This is a genomic window from Klebsiella sp. K5-204, assembly GCF_030128585.1.
GTDB classification, from domain to species: domain Bacteria; phylum Pseudomonadota; class Gammaproteobacteria; order Enterobacterales; family Enterobacteriaceae; genus Klebsiella; species Klebsiella quasipneumoniae.
The window spans coordinates 936,408-960,009 of the sequence record NZ_JAKUZS010000001.1 but is presented as its reverse complement, the minus strand read 5'-3'; the positions used below and the strand labels follow the sequence as shown (position 1 = coordinate 960,009).

Genomic DNA, 23,602 nt, shown 5'->3' with positions numbered 1-23,602 from the left:
AGGCAATGACTTTTATATTGTTAAGCATAAACTCAGCTTGTCAGTTTATTCTTCCCGCTCACTGAGGGAGAGAAATAATGACACAACATAATTTTGACAATGATAATAAATATCATCAGCGTTCGGAGCAGGCGCGAAAGAGTACCCTGGTTAGCGTGGTGGTCAATATTTTTCTCTCCACGTTGCAGATTGCGGTGGGAATATTCTCGGGTTCTCAGGGGTTAATTGCCGATGGAATGCACTCTTTTTCCGATCTGCTCGCCGATGGCGTTGTGTTGGTGGCGAATAAAAAGAGTCGCCGGCCCTCTGACCACGATCACCATTATGGCCACTGGCGCTATGAGAACGGCGCCTCTCTGATCCTCGGCGCGATCCTGGCGCTGGTCGGGGTCGGTATGCTGTGGTCTGCAGCGGGTCATCTCGCGCAACCGCAGACGATTGCGCCGGTGCACAGCGTGGCGCTGTGGATGGCGCTGACGGCGCTGGTGGTCAAAGAGGGACTGTTTCGCTATATGCTGGCGGCCGCCAGGCGGCTGAACTCCTCGCTGCTCATCGCCAACGCCTGGCATGCCCGCTCGGACGCCGCGTCATCCCTGGTGGTGGCGCTGGGGATCATCGGTAATCTGGCCGGGTTTGCCTGGTTCGATCCGCTCGCCGCGCTGGCGGTGGGGCTGGTGATTACGCGGATGGGCTATCGTTTCGCCGCCACCGCGCTGCACGATTTAATGGACCGCGCCGTCGATGAAGAGACGCAGCGGGCGATCGCTGGCACGCTGCGGGCCACGCCGGGCGTAGCGGGTCTGCACGATTTGAAAACCCGTAAGGCGGGGGATCTGGTGCTGGTGGATGTCCATCTCGAGGTGGCCGGAGAGCTGTCGGTAGCCGAAGGGCATCAGATTGCCCGGCAGGCGCGGGCGCGAGTCATAGCGCACCATCCGGTGCTCAATGTGATGGTGCATCTCGATCCCAGCGCGGCGGTTGCCGGTTCGCCGGGGAAGGCAAACTGCCTGACGTCATAAGCGGAAAACAGACTGGCTCAGCGGTTATTTTATCCCTGAGCCATTATTCCTCGGCCACCCGCTCGCACTTTGATTGCCCGAACGATAAATAAGGCTCATACTGAGCCGGCCATGACCATCGCTAAATAATGGCGCAGATCTGCCCGTTGCAGTTAACGATAAAATAAACCAATCGGTTCATCGATACTCTCTATTTTTTATTTAGAGATAATAACCAGAGCGGTAATTCAGGAAGTCAGACAATGATCATTCGGCCAGAACAACACTGGTTTCTTCGCCTATTTGACTGGCACGGCTCCGTGCTGTCGAAAATCATCTTTCGTCTGCTGCTTAATGTGCTGATGTCCATCATCGCCATTATCAGCTATCAATGGTACGCGCAGTGGGGGATCCACTTAACGGTGGCGCCGTTCAGCCTGCTGGGGATCGCGATAGCGATTTTCCTCGGCTTTCGCAACAGCGCCAGCTACAGCCGCTTCGTCGAGGCGCGCAATCTGTGGGGGACGGTGCTTATCGCCGAACGTACGCTGGTGCGCCAGTTGCGCAATATCCTGCCGGCCGAACACGATGCCCATCGCCGCATCGTCAGCTACCTGGTGGCTTTTAGCTGGAGCCTGAAGCACCAGCTGCGCAAAACCGATCCGACGGCTGACCTGCGGCGGTTGCTGCCGGCGGACCAGGTGGCGGAGATCCTCGCCAGCTCAATGCCCACCAACCGGATCCTGCTGCTGGTCGGCAACGAAATCGGCCAGCTGCGCGAGGCGGGCAAGCTTAGCGACATCACCTATGGGCTGATGGACAACAAACTCGATGAGCTGGCGCACGTGCTGGGCGGCTGCGAAAGGCTGGCCACCACCCCGGTGCCGTTCGCCTATACCCTGATCCTCCAGCGCACCGTGTATCTGTTCTGCACGCTGCTGCCGTTCGCCCTGGTCGGGGATCTGCACTACATGACGCCGTTTGTCTCGGTCTTTATCTCCTACACCTTTTTGTCGTGGGATTCACTGGCGGAAGAGCTGGAGGATCCCTTCGGCACCGCCGCCAACGACCTGCCGCTGAACGCGATGTGCAATACCATTGAGCGCAATCTGCTCGACATGACCGGTCAACATCCGCTGCCGGAGACGCTGCGTCCGGACCGGTATTTCAACCTGACCTGAGCCCCTGCGCACCGGGCAGTTTCCGCTGCCCGGTCATCACTTTCCCGCGCCCATGCGACCCGCCGCGCGGAGGGAGCGATAAAAGCAAAATTTGCAAATAAGTTAAATTTAACACCCGATAGATAACATCAATTATACAGATTTGTGGTGTATGTTATTATTAGGTTAACAAACGCAGTACCTACGCTTTCCCATCGTACTATCCTTGAGAAACAGCATTCTTATCAGGTGACGCCGCACACACCACGCCTCGTCGCCGGGGACGTCGCACGCTTTTTTTCCGCCGGCGGCGGCCAGAACAGAGCAGCAGGAGTAAAAAGATGACCAATAAAAGACGCGCGGTTCCCGGTGTTCACCCATATGACGGTCCGGCAGGCGGGTGGGGCGCGTTGAAGGCGACGGCCATCGCCGTGCGTACCCAGATGGATGCCTTTGAAGCGCCCGCCACGCTGCTGCGAACCAACCAACCTGACGGCTTCGATTGCCCGGGCTGCGCCTGGCCGGATAAAGAGCATAAATCCACTTTTCAGTTTTGCGAAAACGGCGCCAAAGCGGTGACCTGGGAGGCGACCACCAAACGGGTGACGCCAGCGTTCCTCGCGGCTAACACCGTGACCTCCCTGCTGGCGAAAAGCGATTTTGAACTGGAGGGCTATGGCCGCTTAACCCATCCTTTGGTTTACGACCGCGCCAGCGACACGCTGCGCCCGGTGGCGTGGGAAGAGGCTTTCGCCCGTATCGGCGAGATCCTTCGCGGCCTGCAGCCGGATGAAGTTGAATTCTACACCTCCGGACGGGCCTCCAATGAAGCGGCGTGGCTGTTTCAGCTGTTTGCCCGCGAGTATGGCACCAATAACTTTCCCGACTGCTCTAACATGTGCCATGAATCCACCAGCGTGGGCCTGCCGCAGTCGATCGGCATTGGCAAAGGCACCGTTTCCCTCGACGATTTTGACCAGACCGAGCTGGTGATCTCTATCGGCCATAATCCGGGCACCAACCACCCGCGGATGATGGGCACCCTGCATGAGCTTTCCCGCCGCGGCGTGCCGATTATCGTTTTTAATCCGCTGCGTGAGCGGGCGCTGGAGCGTTTTGCCGACCCGCAGAACGTGATGGAGATGGCGACATATCGCTCGACACCGATCGCCTCGACCTACTACCAGGTGCGGGCCGGCGGCGACGCGGCGGCGCTGAAAGGGATCGCCAAAGCGCTGCTGCAGCTGGAGGAGGAGCAGGGCCAGGTGCTCGACCACGCGTTTATTGCGCAACATACCCAGGGGTTCGCCGCCTTCGCCGAGGATCTGCACGCCACCCGCTGGCAGGACATTGAGCAGGAGTCCGGCTTGACGCGCGAGTCGCTGACCCAGGTCGCCGTGGCCTACGCCAAATCCAGGGCCACCATCGTCACCTACGGCATGGGGATCACTCAGCATAATAAAGGCACTTCCAACGTCCGGCTGATTGCCGACCTGCTGCTGATGCGCGGCAATATCGGCAAGCCGGGGGCCGGCATCTGTCCGCTGCGCGGCCACTCTAACGTGCAGGGAAACCGCACCGTTGGGATCAGCGAAAAACCTTCCGCGGCCTTCCTCGACAGCCTGCAGCGGGTGATGGGGATCACGCCGCCGCGGCATCATGGTCACGATGCGGTGAAGGCGCTGGAGGCCATGATCGCCGGCGACGCCAAAGCCCTGATCTGCCTGGGGGGCAACTTCGCCGTGGCGATGCCGGATCACGAACGCGCCTTCCCGGCGATGCGCGGCCTTGAGCTCAGCGTTCACGTCGGCACCAAGCTCAACCGCTCGCACCTGCTGACGGCGAAAGAGACCTTTATTCTGCCGTGCCTTGGCCGCACCGAGCTTGACCTGCAGGCCAGCGGTCGACAGTCGATCACCGTCGAGGATTCGATGTCGATGGTGCATGCCTCGTCAGGCAAGCTAAAGCCCGCCTCGCCGACGCTGCGCTCGGAGCCGGCGATTGTCGCCGGTCTGGCGAAGGCCACTCTGCCGGCCAGCAAAGTGGACTGGCTGTATCTGGTGGAAGATTACGACCGTATTCGCGATCTGATCGAACAGACCATTCCGGGGTTCGAGAAATATAACCAGCGCATTCGCCACCCCGGGGGCTTTCGCATGCCGCTGCCGCCGACCGAGCGCATCTGGCCTACCGCCACCGGCAAAGCCATGTTCTCGGTTTTCAAAGGCGTGCATGAGAACGTGGTGGTGGAGGGCGAGGAGGTGATGCGCTTAGTGACCCTGCGCAGCCACGACCAGTACAACACCACCATCTACGCCATGGATGACCGCTACCGCGGCGTCTTCGGCCGTCGCGACGTGCTGTTTATGAACGAGCAGGATATGGCCGCCCAGGGTCTGGAGCATGGCGATCGGGTCGATATCCACACTGCGCTGCCGGGCAGCTCGCTGACGCTCAGAGATATCACGGTGGTGGCCTACGGCATCGCGCCCGGCACCGTCGGCGCCTATTATCCGGAAGCCAACGTGCTGGTGCCGCTGAACTATCTGGATGAAGAGAGCGGAACGCCCTCCTATAAGTCGGTCCCCGTCCGCCTGACGCTGCGCTCGAAAGAGATCCGCCCGCTGTCCGGCGTGCGTTAAAGAAGGAGGGCGTTGGGCGGCGTCGCGCCGTCCTGCGCCCGTCGCCCCCTCGTCTCCTCGCTTGAATTTATCGGTTATGAAACTAACATTCTGGTAACCTGTGCGCGGCCCTGGGGGTGAACGGCGGGGTTCAAACGGGAAAAAGAATGGATATTAAGCAACTCAAGTATTTGATCGCGCTCGATCAGACGCGCCATTTTGGCCAGGCGGCGGCAGCCTGCCATATTACCCAGCCGACCCTCTCCATGCGCATTCGTAATCTGGAAGAGGAGCTGAACCTGACCCTTATCCAGCGCGGCCAGCGCTTCGAGGGTTTTACCCCGGAGGGGGAGCGGATCCTGGCCTGGGCGCGGGCGGTGCTTGCCGCCCATGACGGTCTGGCGGCGGAGGCGGCCATTTGTCGAGGACAGATGGTCGGTCAGCTGCGGGTTGGCATGGTGCCGCTGGCGAGCCTCAATCCGATGCAGCTGATTAAACCTCTCGCGGAGAAATACCCGGCGCTGCAGTTCAGCCTGCTGTCAATGACCTCGGAGCAGATTATCGATGGCGTCAGCCGCAACCAGCTGGACCTGGGGATCTGTTACCTGCAGCATCTGGATGAACGTCTGTTTAAGATCGCCCGGCTGCCGCAAACCCGGATGGGACTGTTGCACGATAAACGCCATTTCGACTTCAGCGACGGGACGCCGGGGTGGGATACGCTGGCGACGCTGCCCCTTGGCTTTCTGACCAAGGGAATGTACTACCGGGAATCCATTGAAATCAGCTTTAAGGCCAAAGGGCTAACGCCGAAGTCTGTCTTTGAAAGCGATTCGACGTTTCAGATTATCCAGGCGGTGCAGGCGGGGATCTGCTGCGCCATCATGCCGCTCAACAACGGCCTGGAAGCCCTCAGCGACAATCTTGACATCCTGCCCATCGCCGAAAGCCAGGTCGATTCGCAGTTGGCGCTGATTATGCGCCAGCAGGAGCCGGTCTCGACGCTGGCGGAAAAATGCTTCGCCGAGGCGCAGGGGATTTTTGGCTGAGGTGGCGCGACTAGCCGGGCGGCTAGTCAGCAACCATGTCTATATAGTCCCCCGTGGGGGCCAGCAGAGCTCCGGCAGAGCAAGGGCATGGGCATGGGTAGAAGTGATAGTGCGGCGCTTCACACCAGTGTTCAAATGACACAAGCTTTAATGACCATCCTTTCTCCTTCCTGCGATATACATCACAAATATTAACTACGGCAACAGCCGTCATTTAAGTTAACAACAACCGATATGTATTACCCCATAATGATAGATTAGGCTGACTCCCTGGTTAGATTATGATGCATTAATGTCATGCCGGCATATGAATTGTTAAATCAGTATGTCTGAAACTAATAACATTACGGACTGTTTACATGTCATCTCACACCCATATTCTACAAGAAAAGGCTTTGCAGATGATGCAAAGCATTGGTCAAAATATTTATCTTAAGTCCATTATGAGCGGTATGATGCTCATATTGCCTGTCACGATTATGAGTTCTGTGGCGACTTTGATTAAAGTTTTTCCCTTCGCACCGTATCAGGATTTTTTGTTACACCACAATTTAACTCGCTTCTTTGACATCCCGATCACTTTTACGAATAATTTTTTAGCCGTCATTGTCGCTTTCTCCGTCGCCTATACGCTAGCAAAGCATTTCGATGTTGATGGCTTTATGTCAGGCCTGATTTCCATGATCTCCTTCTTTATTCTAACGCCTTATGATGTCGGGGAGACAGGGCCGTTAGGACAATCCTTTTCAATTCCTGGTCAATGGTTAGGGCCTATGGGTCTTTTTACCGCCATTCTGGTGGCGATAATTTCAACACGAATATTTGTGGTGATAACCCGCAAAGGGTTAATTATCAAAATGCCTGAAAACGTGCCAGAATTTATATCCAAATCGTTCTCTTCATTGGTTCCTGGTATCGCCATCCTGACGCTGTTTACAATTATTTCCGCAGTCATTACCAGCGTGGGTTATGGTAGCATTCATGAAATTATTTATAAATTAATCCAGGTTCCTCTAACATCCCTCGGATCCGGTATTTGGTCAGTTATCTTTGTTGCTGTTGTCGCACAATTGCTATGGTTTTTTGGTCTACATGGCCATGCGATTACGCTCGGTATCGTCGCGCCGATCTGGTTCGCCATGGATGCCCAGCAGCTTGCTGCATATGCTGCAGGCGTAGAATTACCCAACATTACTGGCTTCGCGTTCTTTATGACCTATGGCGTTGCTGGAGATTTATTACCGCTGGCTATTATGCTCGCTTTTTTTGCAAAGAGCGCACGCTATAAAACGCTCGGGAAAATCGCCTTGCCACCGGCCATCTTCACAATTGGTGAACCGATGGCTTATGGCGTGCCGCTGGTAATGAATTTTACTCTGGCGATCCCTTATATTTTTATCAATGGCATCATGCTCGGCATTGCCTGGTATTTGACGGTCATTGGCGTATTGCCGCGTGTCGCCGGTGTCAGTACGCCAGCCGGTATGCCGATTATTATTTCTGGTTTTATGCAGGGGAGTTGGAAAATAGCCGCTTTCCAGTTTATAGGACTTTTTGTGCGGTTTGCAGGATGGTATTTCTTCTTCAAGGCTGCCGACCTTATCGCTTGCCGGGAAGAAAATCAGACGGATATCATTTGAATGTCCCAGAAAAATGCGCCAGCAACGCCAATTTAGCCATGGTGGGAAAGATGTTAAGTATCAATTACCAAACGGAAAATATTATTGTCGATCATCTGCCGATTATGGTGTGCTGGTCTACTGATTATCCTCAAAAGTCATTTTTGATAAAAGTTTATAAGGGTGTTGAACAGATATCTCTTATCACAAGAGAGGGTACTGATACAATTATCACCCTCGATGCAATATCGTTACAATGCTTTACTTCTTATACGATAGAAGTTCTTACACATGGTGAAAATGGTGAGAGCAATGTCTTTAAAAATAGTTTTACAACCAGTAACCTTGGTCAATTTTCCGGTCGTTGGGTAAGTGGGGGGCATCACTTCACCGATGATGATAATTACTATCGCGGTAAACGTAATGTGGTGATGAGAAAAACAATTTATATTGAAGAAGAACTGCTCGATGCCCATATCAGCATTGTCGGACTTGGTTTCTATAAATTGTATATCAATGGTAAAGAGGTAACCCGCGGTGAACTGAATACTGACTGGACTAATTACGCTAAAGTTATTTATTACGATACGTACAGTATAAAACCGTTTATCAATAAGCCGAAAAATGAAGTGGTTGTTGAGCTAGCCGATGGTTGGTTTAATCCTGCGCCGCTTAAATTGTTTGGTAAATATAATCTTAGAGAGACATTAACCATTGGCGAACCACAGGTCATTGCCGATGTCCATATGAAATTTGCAGATCGCGAAATAACTCTCGGTAGCGATGCCGACTGGCAATACTGCGAAGGGGCTTATACCTTTAACAATATCTATTTGGGTGAGCGCCTGGATATGAATTTGTTTCGTGGAGACAACACGACTGATTTGCTGATGCCTGACTGGAAAAATGTGGAGCGGAGCAATGGACCTGAAGGCCGTCTGGTCTCGAGTTTTATTCCAAAAATTAACCATACATTATCCCTGGGTGCAGAGCATATCCACGTAGTAGACGAAGAGAAATTCATTATTGATTTCGGTGCCATCGTGACCGGGTTTATCGATTTATCCATTACCGCGTCTGAGAACCAGCGTGTCGAACTGCTCTATAGCGAACTCGTTGATGAAAACTACCAACTGAATACTGACTCAACCCTTGCGGGATTTGTCGGCAAAGAGGTTGCTGAAGGCGTGATCATTGACGGCGGAATGGGAGCACCGGCGAGAGCGGAGCAGAAAGACGCCTTTGTATGCCGCAGTGGGAAAAACCATTTTGTCAATACCTTTACCTGTCATTCGTTTCGCTATGTGCAGATAAGCGGTGTTAATATCGAACAATTAAATAATGTTCAGGCTCTTTCAGTACATACTGTACTGAGAGAAAACGGTGGCTTTTATTGTTCTGATCCTTACATTAATAAGCTTTTTGAGGTTGCCAAAAGAACTAAACTGAACAACATTCATTCTGTATTCGGGGATTGTGCACGTGAACGTTTCGCCTATGGCGGCGATCTCGTCGCGCTTGCCCGGTCTCAAGTGTATCAGTTTGACTCTGCCGCTATTTATAAGAAAACTATTTTTGATTTTATCAATGATATTCGCCCCTGTGGTGGGGTGACGGAAACCGCGCCATTTATGGGAATTAAAACCAATGGAGTCGGCGGGGAGGCGGGTCCTCTGGGCTGGCAACTGGTATTACCCTATTTGATTGCTATTCATTATCGACATTATGGCAATGTCAACCTGCTGGCCGAAAGCCTGCCATTTCTTGAAAAGCAAATCCTTTCACTGGAAATGCACAACTTCGAGGACCTGGTGACCTGCTGCCTGGGTGACTGGGGAAGCCGCGATCATGATATGCGTCATTACAAAAATGGCTCGCCGGCTCTCCATTTCACCAGTGCTTGTTTCTATTATTATCATTTGTTAATTATCGCAAAAATATGTGAAGATCTTGGGTTAAAAGAAAAATGGTTAAAATATATTAGTAAGGCCAATAAACTCAGAGAGAAAATTGTATCACTCTATAAGAATGCGGATGGCAGTTTTGCCGATCGTAGCCAGACCAGCTATGTTTTTGCAATCTACTTCGATTTGTGTGATGATGTCGAGGAATCATTGAACGCACTGATCGATCTCATCAAAAAAGAGCAAAATGTTATCACTTGCGGGATTTTTGGCCAAAGTTTTGCCTATGAAATATTTCACCGCTATGGTCATAATGAATTAATCCTTGAATGGTTAAGAGTCGAAGCCGGATTCAAAAAAATGCTTAAACATGATGCCAGCACATTGAAGGAATTTTTTGGTGATAATCTGAATGGTTCAAATAATCACGCGATGTTCAGCTCCTATACCAGCTGGTTGTTTCAAGCTTTAGGTGGTATTACCGTCGCTGAGGAGGCGGTTGGGGCGGATGTTATTTTAATCAGTCCATCTTTTACTGAGACGATTAACTTTGTGGATTGCTGGCATCAAACCATCAGAGGGCGTATTGAATGTCGCTGGCGGCGCTATAAGAAAGGAATTGAATTAGTCGTCAAAGTGCCATTTAACCTCAAAAAATGCACCCTCAAATTACCAAAGGCGTATCAACTTAATAAACAATTACCTGCGCCGATAGATTGTGACACCTATCATCAGTTTTATGACATTACAGATGCAGGTGAAATAAAAGTACTATTGTAATGATAGTGCATACCCAAACGTTCGCTCCAGTTAGGTACTTTTATGTTACATCATGATATTCATGAAAAGCTACTAGCTTATACCGATAGAGAACTCGAACTGCTTCGCGCTAACTATCAACTGTGTCATAAATTCAAAAGCCATATGGAGCGAAGGTTTTTCAAAGATAATTACATTCATATTGAAAAGCAGACCCGATTTACGAAAATTCCGTTGCATTCTCATGGATTTATTGAGCTTATTTATATATATCAGGGTAAAATGCATCAGAAGATTAATGACGAAAATCTCACCCTGGGTAAGGGTGAGATCCTGCTTATCAACCAGTTTGCCAGGCACGAAATTGAAGCCGCAGGGCAGAATGATATTATCATCAATTTTATTATTAAGACTGAGTTTTTCGGGCGGTTGATGTCCCTTTTTGATGAAAATAACATCATCTCCCGTTTTATTCTTTCAGCAATTAATGGCAGGAAAAAACATGGAGAACATATTCACTTTAAAGTGGGGGAAATTGACGCAATTCAAAGCATTATGCATGTGATCATCAGCGAAATCTATAGCAATAACTCCTTAAAAGAGATTCGCGTCAATTTCCTGGTGGGACTGTTGATGACGGAGTTACTGTCGAATGTGCAAGCCAGCGATTATCATATCAATGGGAGTTACAATGAATCTCTTGCCATGGCCGTGTTGAGATACATTGATACAGATTACAAAACAGCCAGCCTGAAGGAGATTTCCTGTCGTCTAAATCAACCTAATTATAAGGTGAGTAAACTGATAAAAGACTTTACCGGTAAGAACTTTAGCGATTTGTTGGTTGAGAAACGCATAGATGTTTTAATCCACCTTCTTAAGCATACTAATCACTCCATTATTGACGTTATCAATATGACGGGTTATGAAAATGCTTCACATTGTTATAAAGTATTTAAAGAGAAATATAATATGAGTATTAAGGAGTATCGTGACCTGAACTCCTGAATGGTAAAATTGGCTCACACTGTCCATGCTATTGCATGTTTTTGTAATAAGTAAAATCGGCAACAACCGATATATAAAAAGGCAAGCAGGGTTATAACGCAGGTGGCATTCTTTAAATAAAATCAGTTAAGCAATAAAAATAATAATTTGATTTATTTATATCTCTTACCTGATGGAGTCAGAAGAATGAACCCCAGAATTATTATTCCAGGCGTTATCTCATGTTTACTTCCTGCTACCTTTTGCCATGCGGCAAATCTCAGCGACGACGGCAGCTTTAAATTAAATGGATATGGCATGGTCGCTGGAGATTTTCAGAGCGAATTAAACCGGCCAAAAAATATGTCGTTGCATACCGACCCCACAGGTCCTAATCAGGATCCCCGCGGCAAAATGGGCGATTTAGGAAACAGTTTCTGGCACGATTACTGGACATCCATGGCGATAACCAAAAAATGGCAGGGTCTGGTTTCCCCCGAACAATGGGCTGATTATACCTATGAAATGGTGGGTTATGGCGATAAAACGGTAGAAACGGCACAGAATTATGGGCGCTTTGGCGGACTCTCCTTTCTCCCCGAGGGCGCAAACATATGGGCTGGGCGTCGTTACCTCGATCAACGTATTAATATCTTCGCCTACAATACCAAAGAAGTACATATTGATTCCGGCCTCGGTTATAACAGTAAAAATTTTGATTTAAACGTTGGTACCGACCAGATCGACTGGTCCAGCGATACCGCGCCGCAGGCGATAGAGGGATCGCGGCGCATCGTTGATATGGCTTATCGTTTCGATCAGACAGAACTGGGTATGACCTATGTTAAAGAAATTGATGACCCATTGGGTACCGGCAAGCAGCAAGCAATCAGTTTTTCCGCGAAATACAGCATGCCGTCTTTTTGGGGGGTGGCAAAGGGACAATCTACCGTCAAATTACAGTACGGCAAAGGGGTGATCGCTCCTTATTTGAACACCAGTCGTATTACCGTCCTTAGCGAAGAGGGCGATTCTTCAATGCGCTTTTCCACCGACGGAAACTTGACGTTGTTTGATGATTTTGCCGTCTCGCCGGCTTTCATCTATGAATATACTAAGCGTGAAAAAACGACTGACCGAACCACCTTTATACCTGATACAGGCTATTCAGGTGGGGACATGATCTATGGTTCCGCAAATGAAACTGGGATCTTTACCGGCGTAAATGTTAAGCAAAGTATTCATCACCAAAATCTTTCCATGTTGTATGAAGTCATGGTGAATAACACAATCAATAAAAATGGCGTCGAAGGCGCCAGCGGTGTCGGCTACAAAATTGCCGCCGGACCGGCACTACAGCTGGATGTCCTACCGTATGTTGCGCCAATTCTCAGTTTGACGGTCACCTACGCAGGCGGGGATAAAGAGGTCACGTTATTGCCGGAAGACTCGGAGTGGCGAATCGGGTATCGAATGGAAGTCTGGTTCTAAAACATTACTACATCACTACAGGATATTACTCTATGAACAAACACGTCGCTGCTATGCTGATGATGCTTATTATTCCGCCTGCTTTTGCGCAAACACCATTAGCAGACAGCAAAACGATTATTATTAAACCCAGCGCTCTGGCCGTTGAGATGGTGCCTGATATTGCCTATTCATTTACGCAAAATATCATGGGGCGACCGCTCCAGTTATCGATGGATTTACTCAAGCCTTATGCTGATAAACCATTACCTGCCGTAGTATTTATTACCGGCGGCGGCTTTCTCGATGCGCCCAAATCAAAATTTATCGGTCAGCGGGTGGATATTGCCCGGGCCGGTTACGTCGTCGCCAGCATTACCTATCGAGTCGTACCCAATGTGACTTTCCCGGGAATGGTTGAAGATGCGAAAACGGCGGTCAGATTTCTACGCGCCAATGCCGAAAAATTAGGCATCGATCCCAACCATATCGCTGTGATGGGCGAGTCGGCGGGAGGGTATTTAGCCGCCATGCTGGGCACCACCAGTGGCCATAAGGAATTTGATCAGGGAGAGTATTCAAATCAAAGTAGCGATGTGCAGGCGGTAGTTGATCTCTATGGCCTGTCTGACCTGACGAAAGTCGGCGCTGACTTCTCCGCGGATATTCAAAAAGCGCATCAGTCACCGGCCATTCCTGAGGCGATGCTGGTTAATGGTATTCCCTGGCAAGGTGGTGGCGCTATCTCCGCCTATCCCGAAAAGGCCAAAAGGGCTAATCCCATTACCTGGATTTCGGATAAAACGCCGCCTTTTCTGCTAATGAACGGCGATGCCGACAATGTGGTCTCACCCAGCCAGTCAACGCTTTTACACGAGGCGCTGGTGGCTAAAAAAATACCGTCAACTCATTACGTGGTGCAAGGGGCGGACCACGCAGGTTTAATGTGGTATCAGCCTGAAGTATCGAAAATTATCATTAATTTTTTAGATAAAAATCTCAAAGGTAAGCATCAATAATACGTTATAGGATCAGGTCAATAAGATGAAAAAAATATTTTTGTGCTGCGCTGCCGGCATGTCAACCAGCATGGTAATGAATAAAATGAAGCAAGCGGCCGCGGCGAAAGGGATTGCCGTCGATATCATTGCTGTTTCAATGGATGATTTTGACCGCACGTTGCCAAATTACGATTGCTGTCTTTTAGGACCGCAAATTAAATATAAATTCGAAGAATTTAATAAAAAAGCCACTGCGGTGGGCAAGAAAGTCGCCATTATCGATAGTATGGATTACGGCATGATGCGTGGCGATAAAATTCTTGATGCGGCGCTGGCGCTGCTTGATGAACGTTCACTCAACAAGTAGGGAAACCGTATGGATATGGAAGCAACCGTCATGGAACTCATCATCAACGCCGGTGAATCCCGCAGTCTGGCAATGCAGGCGCTGCAGGCCGCCAGAAAAGGGGCATGGCATGACGTTGATAGCCTGATGGAGGGCGCTGCTGATGCCGCAAAACGCGCGCATGATGTACAAACCATGCTTATCGGTATGGATGAGGGCTGCGGCAAGGTGCCGGTTAATCTTATTCTTGTACATGCTCAGGATCATATTATGACCGCCATGCTTGCACGGGAGTTGATCGCGGAACTGATTGAGGTTCAGCGTCAGCTGCAGCATCGCGCCAGGTAAGATATGTCGCCGCCGGAGGTGCGGCGGCGACAGCCATCAGATATTCTCCAGTCGAATGCCCCGGGTTCTCGGGCCGAAGATCCCCACCGACAGCATCACCATCAGCATACTGACGACGATAAAGCTAATCACCCCCGGCGTGCCGGCATATTGCAGAATAATGCCGATCAGGATGCTGGTCACCGCGGTCGAGAGCCGGCTGAACGAGTAGCAGAAGCCGACGGCGCGGGCGCGAATATGGGTCGGGAAGACCTCGGCCTGGTAGGCGTGGTAGCTGATGGTCAGCCAGGCGTTGGACCAGGTGATCATAAACCCGCAGATCACCAGCAGAACCGGACTGTTCTGCAGGGCAAACAGGGTGCCGAAGATGACGGTCATCAGCGCGGAGAGGACGATCTGCCACTTGTTCTCAAAGCGATGCACGAAGCGGGTGCAGAACAGGCAGCCCAGCGGATAGGCGAGGGTGATAAAGAAGGCGTACAGCAGACTGTGGGTAATGCTGGCGCCCTGACCGGAGAGCAATGCCGGCAGCCAGTTGCCAAAGCCGAAGAAACCGATCGCCTGGAAGAAATTCATCACCATCAGCATCAGGGTGCGCTGCCGATACTGCGGCGCCCAGATTTCGCGGAAGGTGCCGCGTTTGACGACGCTCTCCGCCGCCTGCGCATGCTTCGGCGACGGCGTCAGGCCGCAGCGGGCTTCCATCGCGCACATCACCGCATGCGCCTCATCATGCCGCCCTTTGGTTTCCAGCCAGCGGGCTGACTCCGGCAGTTTTTTGCGGATAAACCAGATCGCCAGCGAGAACAGCGCGCCGAAGATGATCACCCAGCGCCAGCCGCTGAGGCCGAAGAGGGTGGTTGGCACCAATATCCAGGACATCAGCGCCACCGCCGGAACCGACAGAAACTGGATAAAGAAGGCAAAGGCGAAGGCTTTATTGCGCAGGTGGGTAGGGACCCATTCGCTGAGGTAAGTGTCAATGGTCACCAGCTCAATGCCGAGGCCGATTCCCACCATAAAGCGGAAGAAGATCACCCCTTCCGCGCTGCTCTGGGTCGCCATCAGCAGCGAGAAAAAGCCGTACCAGGCGAGCGCCACCATAAAGGTCAGCCGGCGTCCCAGCTTGTCCGCCAGCGGCGCCAGCAGGCTCGCGCCGATAAACAGCCCCATAAAGGTGGCGGAGGCAAAGGCCGCCTGATCGGCGATGCCAAAGATCCCCGCCGCGCCGGTGTGGAAAATACCCTCCGCCAGCAGGCCCGCGCTGATGTACCCGGTCTGGAACAAGTCATAGAGCTCGAAGAAGCCGCCGAGGGAGAGCAGGGTGATAAACGACCATAACCCGAAGGAGGCGGGCAGCGCGTCAATGCGTCCGGTTAAGCTGGCGTGCGGTTGTCCTGGCGAAGCATAGGGCGTTTCGCCGAGAACCTGGGTGGTAGACATGGTGTTGTGTTCCTCAGGAAGAATGGTTTGCCTGCTAATGTTAAGTGATTGTTAATAGTTTTAAATTTTTAATCTTCAGCGTTAACGGCAATCTTTAGCGCAAGATCGCGCCGTACAGGAGGAAAGTTGAGATTCATGCTGCTTTTCGCCGCACGCCAGGGGAAGAATTGAAGTAAATCACCGTGGGCGGCAATGTTCCCCGCCTGGCGTTATCGCGCTGCCCAGGGCCCGGGCCAGACAGAGTAAACGAATCCTCACCGGCGGCGTTTTCCCGCTTTACCCGCTATTACGCCGGGCTATAATGTGCCCACTTTCATACAGGAGTCATGCGTTGGACAGTCATCCTTATTGTTTTTCTCCGGCAAGCTAACGCGACTGTTTTCGCTGCTTGCCGAACCGGCGGGCAGCAATCTTTGATTACCGGATTGCCTCCCTTAATGTAGTGATTCGCGACCGTACGCGAGAGGCACCGTTATGTTTCTGTTTCCCACCAGCTTATTTCCTCCACCATCACCCGCCCGCTAATTGCCCGGCGCGGCTGAGCGCGACATCAATAATTTTTGGCTTTCTGTTATCTGGAGGAAGGCGCGATGGTATTTCCTTATATGACACATTTACTCGCGGCGATGCTGCTGGGAGCGCTGATCGGCGCGGAAAGACAGTGGCGGCAACGTATGGCCGGCTTGCGGACCAATGCGCTGGTGGCCACCGGCGCGGCGGTGTTTATTCTTAGCGCGATGTCGGCGTCGCCGGACAGCCCCGGGCGCATTGCGGCGCAGATCGTCTCCGGTATCGGCTTCCTTGGGGCGGGAGTGATCATGCGCGATGGCATGAACGTTCGCGGCCTCAATACCGCCGCCACCCTGTGGTGCTCGGCCGGTATCGGTGTCCTCTGCGGCCTGGGACAGTTCTGGAACGCGACGGCGGCGACGCTGATTATTCTGTGCGCTAATATCCTGCTCCGCGAAGCGGCGCAGCGCATTCATGCCTTGCCGGGCGCTGGAGACGAAGAGAAACGCTATATCTTGCGCGTCACCTGTTTACGCGAGCATGAAAAGGCCGTGCGTCAGCTGCTGCTGAATATTGCTCAGCAGCAGAGGTTCACCCTGCAGGGGCTGCAGTCGGCGGCGGCAGATACGGCGGATCAGCTGGAGATTTGTGCGGAGCTGATTAGCCATAAGCAGCATCACAAAACGCTGGCGCAGATTATGGCGCAGGTGGCCGGCCAGCAGAACGTCACCGCGGTTCACTGGCGCGTTGGAGAAGCGTAGAGACAGGCGGCGGGGCTGCAGACATGGCCGCTCGCCGCGCGATTCGCCAACCTGCGGGAAAGCGGCTAGAATGGCCTCCTGCCGGAGGTTATAAGAATGTTAAATAATGGATGTGTGTCGTCGGAATCTGGCCAGACTATGACGACGGCTGATTTTCGCTTTACCCGCGTGATGGCCGAGCAGGCGGCGCGTGCCCGTCTGACGCTGGACGACGATCAGCTGTCGCTCATCGCCCGCCTCGACGCCCTGGGCCAGCAGCTGTTGTCCGCGCCCGGCACGCCGCAGGGACTGTACGTTTGGGGACGCACCGGGCGAGGGAAAAGCTTTATTCTCGACCACTTTTTTGCCAGCCTGCCGCTCGCCGCCAGGCGTCGGGTCCATTTTCATCACTTCTTCCGCGAACTGCATCAGCGGCTGAATGCCCCCGGCGCGCCCGGCCTGAAGGCGGTGATGATGCAGATGACCTCCGGCTGCCGCCTGCTGTGCTTTGACGAATTTCATCTTCACGACCCCGGCGACGCCATGCTGATAAAGGCGCTGCTGGAACACCTTTTTCAACGGGGCATCGTGCTGCTGGCAACCTCTAACTACCCGCCGGAGATGCTGCTGCCTAATCCGCTGTATCACGATCGCTTTTTACCGTCGATCGCGCTGATCCGCGCCCATCTGGCGGTCGTCGCGCTTAACGGCGAGGAGGATTATCGCGAACGGCACCTGAGCCAGGATAACGCCTTCTGCAGCGGGCGGCTATGGGTTAACCCGAGCGAACAACAGCGTCAGCTGTACGATCTGCCCTCGCTGCCTGCCGAACCGGTTCCGCTGGCGGTAGGCTATCGCACGCTGCAGGCGGCCGCGGCGTCACCCGACTTGCTCCATTTCTCTTTTGCCCAGCTCTGCCAGGCCGCCACGGCGGTGATGGACTATCTGGCGCTCAGCGAACGTTATGCCGTCTGGTTGCTGGACGAGGTGCCGCCGCTGGCCACGGTAGGGCCGGCGGCCCAGCAGCGCTTTATCAACGTGATTGATGTGCTGTATGAAAAGCAGATCCGCCTGCTGCTGGTGACCCGCTGCGACCTGGAGACGCTGGTGGCCGGGGTGGAACTGGAGGATATTCAGCGAACGCGGAGCCGCCTGCAACAGCTGCCGCGGGCGGTATAAAAAAACGCCCCGGCGGGTGCCGGGGCGAGGGGATCACAGGTCGAAACGGTCGAGGTTCATAACCTTGGTCCAGGCGGCGACAAAGTCATGCACCAGCTTCTGCTGCCCGTCGGCGCAGGCGTAGACTTCCGCCAGCGCGCGCAGGACCGAGTTGGAGCCAAACACCAGATCCACGCGGGTGGCGCTGTACTTCGCTTCGCCGGTTTTACGGTCGCTGCCGGTAAACAGCTCCGCCCGATCATCGGCCGCTTTCCAGACGGTGGCCATATCCAGCAGGTTGACGAAGAAGTCATTGTTGAGCACGCCGACGCGGTCGGTAAACACCCCGTGTTTGCTGCCGTCGTAGTTGGCGCCCAGCACGCGCAGCCCACCCACCAGAACCGTCATCTCCGGAGCAGTTAAGGTCAGCTGCTGCGCTTTATCGATCAGCAGCGTTTCCGTCGACACACCGCCCTCAATGCGACGGTAGTTGCGGAAGCCATCCGCCAGCGGCTGCAGCAAGTCAAACGACTCGACGTCGGTCTGCTCAGGCAGGGCGTCGACGCGGCCTGGAGTAAACGGCACGTTGACGCTGACGCCGGCCGCCGCCGCAGCCTGCTCCACGCCGACCACGCCAGCCAGCACGATGATATCGGCCAGCGACGCTTTGCCGGAGGCGCGCTGGATCGCCTGCAGGGTCGGCAGCACCCGACTGGCGATAGCATTGACCGGCCAGTCTTTCTGCGGGGCCAGCGCCAGACGCGCGCCGTTGGCGCCGCCGCGCTTATCACCGCCGCGGAAGGTGGAGGCGGAGGCCCAGGCGACCGACACCAGCTCACTCACCGACAGGCCGGCGCCGGCGATGGCGGTTTTCAGGCTGGCGATGTCGTCCGCGCTCGGCTGATGGGTCGCCGCCGGCAGCGGATCCTGCCAAATGAGATCTTCTTTCGGCACTTCCGGCCCGAGGTAACGGGATTTCGGCCCCATATCGCGGTGGGTCAGCTTGAACCACGCTCGGGCGAACGCCTCGTTAAAGGCCTGCGGATCGTTGAGGAAGCGACGGGAGATCTTCTCAAACTCCGGGTCGAAGCGCAGGGTCAGGTCGGTGACCAGCATGGTCGGTTTGCGCTTTTTACCCGGGTTAAACGGATCCGGGATAATTTCCGGCGCGTCTTTGGCTTCGAACTGGATAGCGCCCGCCGGGCTGCGGGTCTGCACCCATTCGTATTTGAACAGGTTCTCGAAAAAGTAGTTGCTCCACTGGGTGGGCGTCTGCGTCCAGACCACTTCCAGACCGGAGGTGATGGCATCCGCGCCTGCGCCGCTGCCGTAGCTGGAGTGCCAGCCCAGACCCTGGGCTTCCAGCGGGGCGGCTTCCGGCTCGGCGCCGACGTGGCTGGTCTCGGCTGCGCCGTGGGTTTTACCCAGGGTGTGGCCGCCGGCGATCAGCGCGACAATCTCTTCATCGTCCATCGCCATATTGCCGAAGGTGGCGCGAATGGCCGCCGCGGCGGACAGCGGCTCGCCGCTGGCGTTAGGGCCTTCCGGGTTAACGTAGATCAGCCCCATTTCAGTGGCGCCGATGGCCTGTTTCGCCAGGCTTTCCGGGTGACGGTGGGCCAGCCACTCTTTCTCATCGCCCCAGTCGACGTCCAGATCCGGTTCCCAGACATCTTCACGGCCGGCGCCGAAGCCAAAGGTGCGGAAGCCGGCGTTTTCCAGCGCCACGTTACCCGCCAGCATGTAAAGGTCGGCCCAGGAGATTTTCTGGCCATATTTCTGTTTCACCGGCCACAGCAGACGGCGGGCCTTATCGAGGCTGACGTTATCAGGCCAGGAGTTCAGCGGCGCAAAGCGCTGCTGTCCACGACCCGCGCCGCCGCGACCGTCAACGGTGCGGTAGGTGCCAGCGCCGTGCCAGGCCATACGAATAAACAGACCGATATAGCTGCCCCAGTCTGCCGGCCACCACTCTTGCGAATCGGTCAGCAGCGCTCTGAGGTCAGCCTTCAGCGCGGAGTAATCGAGCTTTTTAAACTCTTCCCTGTAGTTAAAATCCTCACCCAACGGGTTGGAACGACTGGAGTGCTGGTTCAGCAGATCGACACGCAGCTGGTTAGGCCACCAGTCGCGGTTGCCGGTGCCGCTGCCGGCGCTCTGCTTGGGCGTCTCGGCGTGGAAAGGGCACTTTCCGGCGGATGCGTTGTTGGATGGGTCGTTAGACGTGCTCATATCAGGCTCCGTTTGCTTTTGTGAATGCCGTTACGATATACACTGCTACCAATAAGCGATATTTGAATGAGTCTACGGATTTAATAGCTAATTCCGTTCAACGAAGGGCGAAACACCCTCTTATATGCCCTGGCGGATCCAGGGGTAAAAAATAAACCTCATCATTAACCATAGTCGTAACGAGACGGCAAAGGAAACGATCTGTGTCAAACGGGTAGAAGGAATGCTAATTGTTTGAGATATGACAATTTTACTATGAGAAAAGGATGAGGGTTTTCCGCTGCGCGAGCGTAACGAATGCCCGACGCAGGGGTTGTTTGCAGACACAGAATAAGCTAATACTTAGACACCATGTGACTGGCGCTAAAGACAGAATACTGTTGGGGAGCATGGTCAATGTCGCCGCGCGCCTGGGCATTACCGCTATCTGGAGATAAGTTATGCCTGAATTAGCTTCTTTAATGGCCTTTGCCGCGGTGGCGCTGGGGTTAGTGTTAACCCCTGGCCCCAATATGATGTATCTCACTTCGCGTTCGATTTGCCAGGGAAAACGCGCTGGCTTTATCTCCCTTGCCGGGGTGGCCGTGGGTTTTTTCTTCTATATGTTGTGTGCCGCTTTCGGCATTACCGCGTTGGTTTTCGCGGTCCCTTATGCCTACGATGCATTGCGTTTGTGCGGGGTCGCTTATTTGCTCTATCTGGCGTGGCAGGCGATTAAACCGGGAGGGCGGCCGATATTCGCGGTGCGCGACTTACCCGCGGACAGTGGGCGTAAGCTGTTTCTGATGGGATTTATCACCAGCCTGGCGAACCCCAAAGTTGCCATCCTGTATTTGTCCCTGCTGCCGCAATTTATCACCCCCGGACTCGGCAGCGTGCTCAGCCAGTCGTTAATATTAGGCTGTACCCAGGTATTAATCAGCGTGGCGGTGAACGGCCTGATTATCTTGCTGGCCGGGCAGGTGGCGCTTTTTCTTGGTCGGCGGCCGGGCTGGCAACAATTTCAACGCTGGCTGATGGCGACGGTACTGGCCGGGATGGCGGTTAAGATCGCTTTTGAGGCCAGAAAATAACCGGGTTTACCGAGGAAAGGCGAGCCAGCGAGACCTGTCGCTGGCCAACCTCGCGCCCTGATGCCTTTCTCCCACAGGGAAAGGCTCTCCACGCTCTAACATGCTGAAACATTTCTGCCAGATCATTAGCAACCTTTCAGTAGGGCTAACGCCGCGATAAGGCTATGCTTCCCGGCCGTTACGCCGTTGGTTTTTCCCGTGATCCAGGTGATGTACCGCTAATGCCCCTTTTGAGAGATGAAATTCGCGACCACTCCGCGGAAGAGATGCTGTTTATCCGCCGGGCCGCAATCGCCTTTCTGCTGGTGGTGGTCTGCTTTGGCGTGCTGATTTTCAACCTCTACCATCTGCAGGTGGAGCAGCACGATTTCTACCAGACCCGCTCCAACCAAAACGATATCAAAATGCTGCCCATCGCCCCCAGCCGCGGGCTGATATTCGATCGCAACGGCATTCCGCTGGTGCAGAATATTACCCTGTATCGCCTGCAGGTGATCCCGAGCAAAATTCCCGATATGGCCGCGCTGCTGCAAAGCCTGACGCCGATTGTCGACCTGACGCCGGACGACATCGCCAGTTTCCGCGACGATATGCACCACAGCAGCCGCTATAAAGCGGTTACCCTCAAGTCCGACCTCAGCGACGTGGAGGTGGCCCGCTTCGCGGTCAACGAATTCCGTTTCCCCGGGGTGACGGTGGAGAGCTACCAGCAGCGTGAATACCCCTACGGCGCAGAGCTGGCGCACGTGGTGGGCTATGTGTCGAAAATCAACGACAGCGACCTGCAGCGGCTGGCGAAAGACGGTGAAGAGGAGAACTATGCTGCCGACCACAATATTGGCAAGCAGGGAATCGAAGGCTATTACGAAAAAGCGCTCCACGGCACCACCGGCTACCAGGAGGTGGAGGTGGATAACCACGGCCGGGTGGTACGTCTGCTGAAAGAGGTACCGCCGGTGGCCGGGAAAAACCTCTATCTGACCCTTGACCTGCACCTGCAGCAGTATATCGAGTCGGTGCTGAAGGGGCAGCGCGCGGCGGTGGTGGTGGTCGATCCTCGTGATGGCGGGGTACTGGCGATGGTCTCCAGCCCCAGCTACGATCCTAACCCGTTCGTCAAAGGCATCGGCTATCAGGCCTATAAATCGCTGCTGGATAACCCCGACCGACCGTTAATCAACCGTGTCACCCAGGGGCTGTATCCCCCGGCCTCGACGGTGAAGCCCTATATGGCGCTCTCGGCGCTCTCCGCGGGCGTGATCACGCCGAATACCACCTTCTTCGGGGCGCCGACGTGGACGCTGCCGGGCACGCAACGCCGCTATCGCGACTGGCTGAAAACCGGCCACGGCATGCTCAACGTCACCAAAGCCATTGAAGAGTCCGCAGACACCTTTTTCTACCAGGTGGCCTTCGAGATGGGTATCGACCGGATCCATGAGTGGCTGAGCAAGTTCGGCTACGGCCAGTCTACCGGCATCGATCTCAATGAGGAGTATGCCGGGGTGCTGCCGAGCCGGGCGTGGAAGCAGCGGGTGCATAAAAAGCCCTGGTATCAGGGGGATACCATCTCCGTCGGCATCGGCCAGGGATACTGGATCGCCACTCCCATCCAGATGGTGAAAGCGCTCACCACGCTGCTGAACAACGGTAAGGTGCAGGATCCGCATCTGCTCTATTCGATGAAGCAGGGCAATCATGTGGAACGTTATCAGCAGCCGGCGAACCTGCCGCAGGTCGGCGATCCGAAATCCCCGTACTGGGGCATTGTGCGCAACGGCATGTATGGGATGGCGAATCTGCCCAACGGCACCGGCTACAAACTGTTCCACACCGCGCCGTATCAGATTGCGGCAAAGTCCGGGACCTCGCAGGTGTTCAGTCTGAAGCAAAACCAGACCTATAACGCCAAAATGATCCCGGTGCGTCTGCGCGACCACATTTTCTATACCCTCTTTGCCCCTTATCAGCATCCGAAGGTGGCGATGGCGCTGATCCTGGAGAACGGCGGCGGGGACGGGGTGGTGGCCGGACCGACGGCGCGCGCCATCCTGGACCATATTTTTGTCCCGCAGCAGGCGCCGGCGGCGGCCGCCGACGTGCCGCAGCGGGAGAGCGCGGACGCCCAGTAAGCGGCAGGACTTATTCCGCAGGCGCATCGTTCATAGAAATTGGTTATTTGTC

At 54.1% G+C, this 23,602-nt stretch carries 17 protein-coding genes and 1 riboswitch; of the genes, 15 read left to right on the top strand and 2 right to left on the bottom strand.

The window, feature by feature from the left end; genetic code table 11:
• Positions 1 to 77 precede the first annotated feature (77 nt).
• The 11 genes from MKR05_RS04740 to MKR05_RS04690 all read left to right on the top strand — a co-directional run bounded on the left by MKR05_RS04740 (position 78) and on the right by MKR05_RS04690 (position 14,262).
• A complete protein-coding gene (locus MKR05_RS04740) occupies positions 78 to 1,019 on the top strand; it encodes a cation diffusion facilitator family transporter (protein ID WP_048297578.1) in 942 nt (313 codons plus the stop codon).
• Positions 1,020 to 1,261: 242 nt separating this feature from the next.
• Positions 1,262 to 2,179, top strand: a complete 918-nt coding sequence (locus MKR05_RS04735; RefSeq protein WP_032452977.1) for a bestrophin family protein — start codon at positions 1,262 to 1,264, stop codon at positions 2,177 to 2,179.
• A gap of 320 nt (positions 2,180 to 2,499) precedes the next feature.
• Positions 2,500 to 4,800: an FdhF/YdeP family oxidoreductase gene (locus tag MKR05_RS04730; RefSeq protein WP_044523429.1), complete on the top strand. Its 2,301-nt coding sequence runs from the start codon at positions 2,500 to 2,502 to the stop codon at positions 4,798 to 4,800.
• A gap of 146 nt (positions 4,801 to 4,946) precedes the next feature.
• Positions 4,947 to 5,828, top strand: a complete 882-nt coding sequence (locus MKR05_RS04725) for a LysR family transcriptional regulator (RefSeq protein ID WP_023289814.1) — start codon at positions 4,947 to 4,949, stop codon at positions 5,826 to 5,828.
• Between the two features lie 404 nt (positions 5,829 to 6,232).
• The gene (locus MKR05_RS04720; protein WP_238875689.1) at positions 6,233 to 7,468 is read left to right on the top strand and encodes a PTS sugar transporter subunit IIC; all 1,236 of its coding nucleotides are present in this window, start codon (positions 6,233 to 6,235) and stop codon (positions 7,466 to 7,468) included.
• 50 nt (positions 7,469 to 7,518) lie between these two features.
• Complete coding sequence (locus tag MKR05_RS04715) at positions 7,519 to 10,131, top strand: family 78 glycoside hydrolase catalytic domain (RefSeq protein ID WP_238875688.1); 2,613 nt, start codon at positions 7,519 to 7,521, stop codon at positions 10,129 to 10,131.
• A 42-nt stretch (positions 10,132 to 10,173) separates the two neighbouring features.
• Positions 10,174 to 11,118, top strand: coding sequence for a helix-turn-helix transcriptional regulator (locus MKR05_RS04710; protein ID WP_023289811.1), 945 nt, complete (start codon positions 10,174 to 10,176; stop codon positions 11,116 to 11,118).
• Positions 11,119 to 11,304: 186 nt separating this feature from the next.
• Entirely contained in the window at positions 11,305 to 12,588 is a 1,284-nt protein-coding gene (locus MKR05_RS04705) for a carbohydrate porin (RefSeq protein ID WP_065881676.1), read from the top strand.
• A 32-nt stretch (positions 12,589 to 12,620) separates the two neighbouring features.
• Complete coding sequence (locus tag MKR05_RS04700; RefSeq protein WP_238875656.1) at positions 12,621 to 13,586, top strand: alpha/beta hydrolase; 966 nt, start codon at positions 12,621 to 12,623, stop codon at positions 13,584 to 13,586.
• Positions 13,587 to 13,611: 25 nt separating this feature from the next.
• On the top strand, positions 13,612 to 13,935 hold the full coding sequence (locus tag MKR05_RS04695; RefSeq protein WP_023289808.1) for a PTS sugar transporter subunit IIB: 324 nt from the start codon (positions 13,612 to 13,614) through the stop codon (positions 13,933 to 13,935).
• A gap of 9 nt (positions 13,936 to 13,944) precedes the next feature.
• Positions 13,945 to 14,262: a PTS lactose/cellobiose transporter subunit IIA gene (locus tag MKR05_RS04690; RefSeq protein WP_105490638.1), complete on the top strand. Its 318-nt coding sequence runs from the start codon at positions 13,945 to 13,947 to the stop codon at positions 14,260 to 14,262.
• Positions 14,263 to 14,298: 36 nt separating this feature from the next.
• On the opposite strand, the gene MKR05_RS04685 is transcribed toward MKR05_RS04690, so the two are convergent.
• The gene (locus tag MKR05_RS04685) at positions 14,299 to 15,705 is read right to left on the bottom strand and encodes an MFS transporter (RefSeq protein ID WP_023289806.1); all 1,407 of its coding nucleotides are present in this window, start codon (positions 15,703 to 15,705) and stop codon (positions 14,299 to 14,301) included.
• Between the two features lie 590 nt (positions 15,706 to 16,295).
• Between MKR05_RS04685 and MKR05_RS04680 the strand changes: the two genes are divergently transcribed.
• On the top strand, positions 16,296 to 16,976 hold the full coding sequence (locus MKR05_RS04680) for an MgtC family protein (protein ID WP_064154571.1): 681 nt from the start codon (positions 16,296 to 16,298) through the stop codon (positions 16,974 to 16,976).
• Between the two features lie 96 nt (positions 16,977 to 17,072).
• Entirely contained in the window at positions 17,073 to 18,134 is a 1,062-nt protein-coding gene (zapE, locus tag MKR05_RS04675; protein ID WP_049013683.1) for a cell division protein ZapE, read from the top strand.
• Between the two features lie 33 nt (positions 18,135 to 18,167).
• Here zapE and katG read toward each other — a convergent pair whose 3' ends face one another.
• On the bottom strand, positions 18,168 to 20,345 hold the full coding sequence (katG, locus tag MKR05_RS04670; RefSeq protein ID WP_284118085.1) for a catalase/peroxidase HPI: 2,178 nt from the start codon (positions 20,343 to 20,345) through the stop codon (positions 18,168 to 18,170).
• A gap of 343 nt (positions 20,346 to 20,688) precedes the next feature.
• A riboswitch (ZMP/ZTP riboswitch) is annotated at positions 20,689 to 20,768 on the top strand.
• Between the two features lie 17 nt (positions 20,769 to 20,785).
• On the opposite strand from katG, the gene MKR05_RS04665 reads away from it, so the two are divergent.
• Both MKR05_RS04665 and mrdA read left to right on the top strand, forming a co-directional pair.
• On the top strand, positions 20,786 to 21,418 hold the full coding sequence (locus MKR05_RS04665; protein WP_023289802.1) for a LysE family translocator: 633 nt from the start codon (positions 20,786 to 20,788) through the stop codon (positions 21,416 to 21,418).
• A gap of 221 nt (positions 21,419 to 21,639) precedes the next feature.
• Complete coding sequence (mrdA, locus tag MKR05_RS04660; protein ID WP_032452966.1) at positions 21,640 to 23,550, top strand: penicillin-binding protein 2; 1,911 nt, start codon at positions 21,640 to 21,642, stop codon at positions 23,548 to 23,550.
• The last annotated feature ends 52 nt before the right edge of the window (positions 23,551 to 23,602 follow it).